12 protein-coding genes are annotated in these 6,178 nt (G+C 42.7%); all 12 read left to right on the top strand.

Annotated elements, in window-relative coordinates; all coding sequences use genetic code 11:
• Nucleotides 1-158 precede the first annotated feature (158 nt).
• On the top strand, nt 159-1,232 hold the full coding sequence (locus BKN38_RS09900; protein WP_143000291.1) for a hypothetical protein: 1,074 nt from the start codon (nt 159-161) through the stop codon (nt 1,230-1,232).
• 56 nt (nt 1,233-1,288) lie between these two features.
• Nucleotides 1,289-1,507 (top strand): hypothetical protein, encoded by a 219-nt coding sequence (locus tag BKN38_RS09895; RefSeq protein WP_066457879.1) that lies wholly within the window; start codon nt 1,289-1,291, stop codon nt 1,505-1,507.
• A gap of 569 nt (nt 1,508-2,076) precedes the next feature.
• The gene (locus BKN38_RS09885; protein ID WP_066457875.1) at nt 2,077-2,499 is read left to right on the top strand and encodes a hypothetical protein; all 423 of its coding nucleotides are present in this window, start codon (nt 2,077-2,079) and stop codon (nt 2,497-2,499) included.
• An 8-nt stretch (nt 2,500-2,507) separates the two neighbouring features.
• Nucleotides 2,508-2,771 carry a YkgJ family cysteine cluster protein gene (locus BKN38_RS09880; protein ID WP_066457873.1) on the top strand — a complete coding sequence of 88 codons (264 nt, stop codon included), beginning with the start codon at nt 2,508-2,510 and terminating at the stop codon, nt 2,769-2,771.
• 63 nt (nt 2,772-2,834) lie between these two features.
• The gene (locus BKN38_RS11315) at nt 2,835-3,002 is read left to right on the top strand and encodes a hypothetical protein (protein WP_156528292.1); all 168 of its coding nucleotides are present in this window, start codon (nt 2,835-2,837) and stop codon (nt 3,000-3,002) included.
• Between the two features lie 8 nt (nt 3,003-3,010).
• Complete coding sequence (locus tag BKN38_RS10815; protein WP_143000290.1) at nt 3,011-3,247, top strand: hypothetical protein; 237 nt, start codon at nt 3,011-3,013, stop codon at nt 3,245-3,247.
• On the top strand, nt 3,244-4,440 hold the full coding sequence (locus tag BKN38_RS09875) for an ATP-binding protein (RefSeq protein ID WP_233713079.1): 1,197 nt from the start codon (nt 3,244-3,246) through the stop codon (nt 4,438-4,440). The genes BKN38_RS10815 and BKN38_RS09875 overlap by 4 nt, the downstream gene beginning before the upstream one ends.
• Nucleotides 4,412-4,609: a hypothetical protein gene (locus tag BKN38_RS12130; protein WP_233713093.1), complete on the top strand. Its 198-nt coding sequence runs from the start codon at nt 4,412-4,414 to the stop codon at nt 4,607-4,609. Before BKN38_RS09875 ends, BKN38_RS12130 begins: the two co-directional genes overlap by 29 nt.
• Nucleotides 4,606-5,010 (top strand): hypothetical protein, encoded by a 405-nt coding sequence (locus tag BKN38_RS09870; RefSeq protein WP_066457871.1) that lies wholly within the window; start codon nt 4,606-4,608, stop codon nt 5,008-5,010. Before BKN38_RS12130 ends, BKN38_RS09870 begins: the two co-directional genes overlap by 4 nt.
• Nucleotides 5,011-5,021: 11 nt before the next feature.
• On the top strand, nt 5,022-5,384 hold the full coding sequence (locus BKN38_RS09865; RefSeq protein WP_070957821.1) for a hypothetical protein: 363 nt from the start codon (nt 5,022-5,024) through the stop codon (nt 5,382-5,384).
• A 19-nt stretch (nt 5,385-5,403) separates the two neighbouring features.
• Entirely contained in the window at nt 5,404-5,775 is a 372-nt protein-coding gene (locus BKN38_RS09860) for a hypothetical protein (protein WP_066457866.1), read from the top strand.
• Between the two features lie 183 nt (nt 5,776-5,958).
• A partial coding sequence (locus BKN38_RS09855; RefSeq protein WP_143000289.1) for a hypothetical protein occupies nt 5,959-6,178 on the top strand: 220 nt, incomplete at its 3' end.

Genomic DNA, 6,178 nt, shown 5'->3' with positions numbered 1-6,178 from the left:
TTGCCGCTTGTGCGTGCATGGATCCCTTATATAGAAATCATCGCGCCAAAAGAGCTCAAAGAAAAATTACTAAAAACTTTGCAAGAGTATATCAAAACGACAAAGGCTGACGCATGAGCGCGATAAAATCCTGCCACCAAAAGACAAAAGGAGACAAAATGTCAAAGTTAAAAGTGGTATTGGGTGGCGTGGCGCTGGGCGCTCTGGGCTATGGCGTAAAAAAGCTGATAGATAATCTCGACAAAAAAATCGCCGACAAAGACAATCTGTATTTTGACTATGCCGATGCGATAAAGGGCGAGACGCTAAAAGGCGCTACGAAGCTGTTTAATAGCGGCGCTAGAGGTGTAGGTAATATCTATGAAGATATTTTCGATGAGCCTTATTATAGTGGCGAGTATTGGGACAAAGGGAGCGTGGAGCTAGAGTGCAAAGCATATGAAAGCGCGCTAGGCGACCTAAGCCCAAATCTTACCAAAGAGCTAAAATACAGCCTAGCGCGGCTTGGCAATCTGCAAGAAGAATCCATCCGCTACGCGCTGGCGGGCTGCGATAAAGAAGAGGCAGAATCCACGCAGGCGATAGAGAAGCTTGAGGCGTATATAGCGCATATCCGCGCGCTAAAAGATGCGATAAACGCCTATGAGATGGCTTGTCTTGCGACTTATAGAAATAGCATCGCGCCATTGCAAGGCTTGCTGGGAGATATGATGAGATCTAGCGAAATGGACGCTGATGAAGTGGATTCTGGCGCGAGTTTTGGCGAAGTGGATTCTAGTGCAAATGCCGGCGGCGCGGATTCTCGCGCGATGCGTGCAATGCGCGCAAAGATAGAAGGGCGCGCAAATGCCTATGCGAGCGATGATAACGCCACGCTTCGCGCAAATATCGCGCGCAAATACGAGCATATCGATATAGGAGATGCAGAATCCATCTGCGCTACCTTGCAAGAAGTGGCGGAAAATCTGCCAAACGCAGAATCTGGCGCGCTAATGCTGGCAGAAAGCATAGCGCTTAAAGAAGAGGCGGAGTTTGTGGATTCTGATGCGTTGGATGCTGCTATCAAGAGTTTGGATGCTGGGGCAGAATCTAGCGCTAGCGATGATACAGCGGGGCTAGCACAGCTCTATGATGCGATGGCTTGCGTGCTAGAGGCGGATATCGGCGCGCTACAAAGCCTGGATGAGAGGCTGCAAGCATCGCTAGCGCTTATCAAAGAGGCGAAGTCATGAGAAGCCACGCGCGGCAGGCGGCACAGATAAAGCAGATAAGCAAATAAGGAGTGCAGATGTTTAGAAAACCCGGACTTTTTTATATATGCCCCAAATGCGGGCGTATCAAATCAGGCAGCAAAGTCGTCACCGATTTGGTCCTCACGATGATGTGCGACAAGTGCATGGTGATGATGGTGGAAGTATCGCCCACTGGACTCTGGCGCAAAGTCAAAGAGGTGTTTGAGGATAAGGGTGGCAAAGGCGATAAGGACGATAAGCGGAGCGATGTTTAATGAGAAAAATCTAGCCAAACAAAAGGCGGGGGAATAAAGGCGGGAAAATAGCGGCGGATTCTAGAATCTGCCACATCAAGCAACAATCACAAAACCAAACCAAAAGGAGCAAAACACCAAACTTAAACAAAACATAAGCGATAAGCGCGCGAAAAATAAAAGCGAAGTCAAATCGCGTAAAATCGCGCGAAGCTAGATTATAAAAAGCCAAATCGCGCGAAACAAAAGCGCACAAATGCCACGAGGAAATGCCACGCGCAAAAAGTGCGTAAAAATCGCGTGGAAACAAGACGCACAAAATAGCGCGAAAACAAGGCGCGGAAATAAGTAGATTTTTTTATCGCTTCTTTGGCGATGCACTCAAAGTAGCCAAAGCAAACACATCTAGAATCTAGGCCCAAAAAAGCTTGGCTAAAAGGCTAAGCCAAAAAACTAGCCACAAAAGGCTGATGTCAAAAAACCTAAGCCAAAAACCTAGCATAAAGCCTAGAATCTAGATTCTGCTAGCTTAGTGACTTTGAGCGCAAAGCCAAGAAGCGAGATCAAAATTTACTCTTTAAGGAGACACGATGTTTTTAGCCCATTTAGAGCCAAAAGAAAAAGAGGCTTTTTTGCAAATTGCGCACCATTTTGCAAGAAGCGACGACCATTTTTCCGATGAAGAAAAAGAAGTCATAGCGATGTATTGCCTTGAGATGCAAATATCAGATATCACCTATGATGAAAGCAAGTTTGACCTAAACGCCGCACTTGCCACATTCAAAGACAAAAGGCACCAAAAAATCGCGCTTCTAGAGACGATGGCGCTTGCTATGGCAGATATCGACACGCAAGCCACAAGTCTGGAGTCGCTACATGAGGGCGAAAAGAAAGTGATAGATTCTATGATTGAAAATTTCGGACTAAATGCCAATCTCGCCGCTGTTTATGCCGACTGGACAAAAACCATGCTGATTTTGACCCATCAAGGCAAAAATCTCATAGAGCTTTAAGGCGATATATGGGCTTTCCTTGCAGTGTTTGTGGCATATGCTGCAAAAATATCGGCGGTATCAAAGAGTTAGAAGCGTTTGATTTGGGTAATGGCGTCTGCAAATATCTAGATTCTGCCAATCGATGCATGATTTACTCTACAAGACCAGATATCTGCAATGTCAAAACCATGTATGAGAAGCTCTATCACAGGCATTACAGCAAAGAGGAGTTCTATGCTTTAAATCTAAAATCTTGCGAGATATTACAAGCACAAGCCAAAAAGGCCTAAAATCGCGGGATAAAGCATAAGAATAGCAAAACGCGTAAGCGAAAAAAATTTAAAGGAGACAAAATGCCAATACCAATTTTAGTAGGTGCGGCAGTAGCTGTAGGTGCAGCGGCGGTAGGTGCTGGGATAACATATTTTGTAAAAAAGATGATTATGATGAAGGTCATGATAGTGGCTATAAGGAAGGCTATAAGAAGGGCTATGAAAAAGGCACAGCGACAGCGCGTCTAGAAAGAGATGTGGCAGAATCTTTAGAGAAGAATAACTTTAGTTTATCTGATTGTGGGCTTGGCAGCCTAGGAGGCAAAATGCTTAACTTTAAAGCAGAGGTTACTAATATTGCAGAAATCGGTCCATTCTCATATATAGAAGTAACGCTTACAGATAGGAAAAGCAAACAAGTGCTAGGCAAACAAATCTTTGCAATACAAGATTCAAGCCACGAAATTACCAAAGGGCAGGAACTAACGACATGATAAAGCCTTCTATAATATTTTTTGAAAATAAAGCGTTTGAGTCGATTGGCACTGCTTATAAAGAACAGCTAGATATCTTTAGCCAAAAAGCGCAAAAGATTCTAAGTGGAGAAAATCTAGACCCCAGCGCAGAGCTAGCACTTATCGTGCATTTTATGCCAAAAGCACTGGGGAACATCAAACCTTTTGGCACTAAAAATCTTAGCCCAAAAGCAGATGGCGACATATCCATGATACGCATGCGGCTTGGAAATATCATAAAAGAAACCATCCAAAACACAAAGCAGTATTTTGATGATAGCGGACTCTTTTTTGGCATAGGTGCCAATTTTTATCTGACACTCAATTGTAAGGAGAAGATTTTGGAAGACATAAAAACCACAGAATCCAAACAGGGCGCAAATCAAAGCAAAGCAGCAGAAAACCCCATCGCCATCAAGCAGCAATTGCAAAACAAAGATGCTTCTAGCTCAAGCTTCAGGCTAGAACCCCCGCTTTTCACTATGGATAAAATTGAGCTTCCCAAAAAGACTAGAAATGCCCTGCTAGAGACTATCACGCTTATCAAAAAGCAGCCTTTGATTTATGAAGAGTGGGGATTTAGCGAAATCGATAGCGTGCCAAAAACCATAGTCAATTTCTATGGACCTCCCGGCACTGGCAAAACAATGAGCGCGCACATCATCGCAAGCGAGCTAGGCAAACAAATCATAAACGCCAACTACTCGGACATAGAATCCAAATTTGTAGGCGATGCGCCCAAAAATCTGGTATCTGTGTTTGATTTGGCGCAAAAGAATGATGCGGTGCTTTTTTTTGATGAGGCGGATAGCTTTTTGGGTAAGAGAATCCAAAATGTCTCACACAGCTCCGACCAAGCGCTAAACTCGCTGCGAAGCGAGCTTTTGAAGCTTCTGGAGTCGCGCCCTGTGATTGTGATTTTTGCGACCAATCTGCTAGGTAATTATGACAAGGCATTTCATAGCAGAATCTTGCATTCTGTGGGATTTGAGCTGCCAAACACCAAGCAGCGCAAAGCGCTTATTTTGAAACACATCCCAAGCAAACTTTATGAGAAAGGAGTAGAAAAACTAAATGAAAAGCAGCTAGATGAACTAAGCGAGCTATCGAGTGGATTTTCTGGAAGGGAAATAAAAAAACGCTGTGCTAAATGCTTTGACAAAGGCTTCTAAAGGGGATAGCCTCCCTAATTTTAAGCATTTCAAAAAGTCATTTAGTAAGGCGAAAGAAAACCTAGAAAAATCAAGCGATAGTAGCACCGCAGACAAGGCAGCACTAGGCAAGAGAATCCAAAAGAATCTCAAAAAGAAAAACTACAAAACCGTAAGGAGCACAAAATGATAAGCAAAATCCTAGTAGGAAAAGCTATCGAGGAGCTAAAAAAGCTTTTAATTGGGCTAGGACTAGACCCGGACCAAGCGATAGAGTTTCTCAAAAATCTAGATATGGAGCAGTTAAAATTGGCTTGGAACTATAAAGAGCTAAAAGTAGATACATACTCTTTCCGAGATGCTATAGAGTGGATAAAAAGCGAGATGGACCAAAACAAGCACAAGTATAATGGCGCAGTCATCAACAAGACAGAAGAAAATGGCAAAATCATTTTGACTATTTGTCTGCTTGATAAAAAAGATGAGCCTATGCTAAAGCTTGGTGATGCTTTTTGCAAGGTAGAGACGCTAAGTATTTGCGATGATTTGCGCGCAAACTTTGGCGATAAAAATATGTGCATAATTAAATAAAGGAGCGTAACATGTTGGAAATTATTAGTGATGCTATTGATTGGTCAGGAGATTTTTTTAGTAAAGCGTGGGCATGGATAAAAAAGATTGTTACAAAAATCATTGATTTTGCGAAAAACATTCTAGAGTTTTTCAGGGACCCGCTTAAACTAGCAAGACTAAAAAGAGAGAAAAATCTAACTGCTGTAGTCATAAAGCAGAATCTGGAAAACGGCAATTATAATGTCGTAGAATGTCTATTCAATAAAGAGACAACTGAGATCGAGGGCATCCATGATGAAACCAATAGCGATGCGCTAGGTATCGAGGCAGAAGGGCTTGACTCCAGAACAAAAGAGCAGTTTGGCAACAAAGATATGATTGTGTTGCAATAGACTGCAAGAAAGGATAAAAATGACAAAGGCAATAATAGTCGCAGTGGTAATCTGCGCAGTGGTAGCAGTAGTGTTTATAGTCAAGGCAATGCGCCAAAAAGCGCTCTTGGGACTTGAGCCCATAAAGCAAGAGTCTTTGAGTATGCGCGAAGTGGTGGAGTTTTTCAAAGAGCCAGAGACTTTGAAATCATTGCAAGAAAACAAAGATTTGCTAGCGGTCGTTATACGCGAAAAAAAAGATGATGGCAAAATCCAAATCGTGCTTACTGCATTTAATGAAAGCACTAATGAAATGGCTAGCTTCCCACATACCAAAAGCTTCCTTGTCGAAAAAATCGATGAAGATTTGAGCGCGAGCTTTGGCGATAAAGATATGATAGTATTGCAATGATGCGGTGCTATCATCAAGGCTAGCTCTGTGCTAGCTTGTACCTCTAGGCTTCTTTAGCCTTATCTTTAGCTTGGCTTTGGCAGAATCTGGATTTATCAAGCCTAGATTCTGCTAAGCCAGCTTATATAGTTTGCAGGCTTATTTTAGGCTTGTCATAAGGCAGATTGACTCAAAGGATTCTACATGACTCAAGAGGAAAACCAAAACATAGCTAAATCTCAAAACGAAAAACTCCAAAAAATCCAAAATATGCCAGAGGAGGAATTTATGGGCTTGATACAAAACATTTTTGATATAGTGAAGCTTTTGGGGCATTTTGCAAGATTGTGGGAGATAGGTAAAATCTATCGCTTGACTAGCCTCGCGCGCAAGATAAAGGCAAAAGCAGACATCATATCTAGCG

Source organism: Helicobacter sp. CLO-3 (assembly GCF_001854545.1).
Classification (GTDB): domain Bacteria; phylum Campylobacterota; class Campylobacteria; order Campylobacterales; family Helicobacteraceae; genus Helicobacter_B.
This window is presented reverse-complemented; position numbering and strand designations above follow the sequence as displayed.

Bases quoted from the DNA above. Each gene is read 5' to 3' on its own strand.
- BKN38_RS09900 (WP_143000291.1), top strand. From the start codon at position 159: ATGTCAAAGTTAAAAGTGGTATTGGGTGGCGTGGCGCTGGGCGCTCTG.
- BKN38_RS09895 (WP_066457879.1), top strand. From the start codon at position 1,289: ATGTTTAGAAAACCCGGACTTTTTTATATATGCCCCAAATGCGGGCGT.
- BKN38_RS09885 (WP_066457875.1), top strand. From the start codon at position 2,077: ATGTTTTTAGCCCATTTAGAGCCAAAAGAAAAAGAGGCTTTTTTGCAA.
- BKN38_RS09880 (WP_066457873.1), top strand. From the start codon at position 2,508: ATGGGCTTTCCTTGCAGTGTTTGTGGCATATGCTGCAAAAATATCGGC.
- BKN38_RS11315 (WP_156528292.1), top strand. From the start codon at position 2,835: ATGCCAATACCAATTTTAGTAGGTGCGGCAGTAGCTGTAGGTGCAGCG.
- BKN38_RS09875 (WP_233713079.1), top strand. From the start codon at position 3,244: ATGATAAAGCCTTCTATAATATTTTTTGAAAATAAAGCGTTTGAGTCG.
- BKN38_RS09870 (WP_066457871.1), top strand. From the start codon at position 4,606: ATGATAAGCAAAATCCTAGTAGGAAAAGCTATCGAGGAGCTAAAAAAG.
- BKN38_RS09865 (WP_070957821.1), top strand. From the start codon at position 5,022: ATGTTGGAAATTATTAGTGATGCTATTGATTGGTCAGGAGATTTTTTT.
- BKN38_RS09860 (WP_066457866.1), top strand. From the start codon at position 5,404: ATGACAAAGGCAATAATAGTCGCAGTGGTAATCTGCGCAGTGGTAGCA.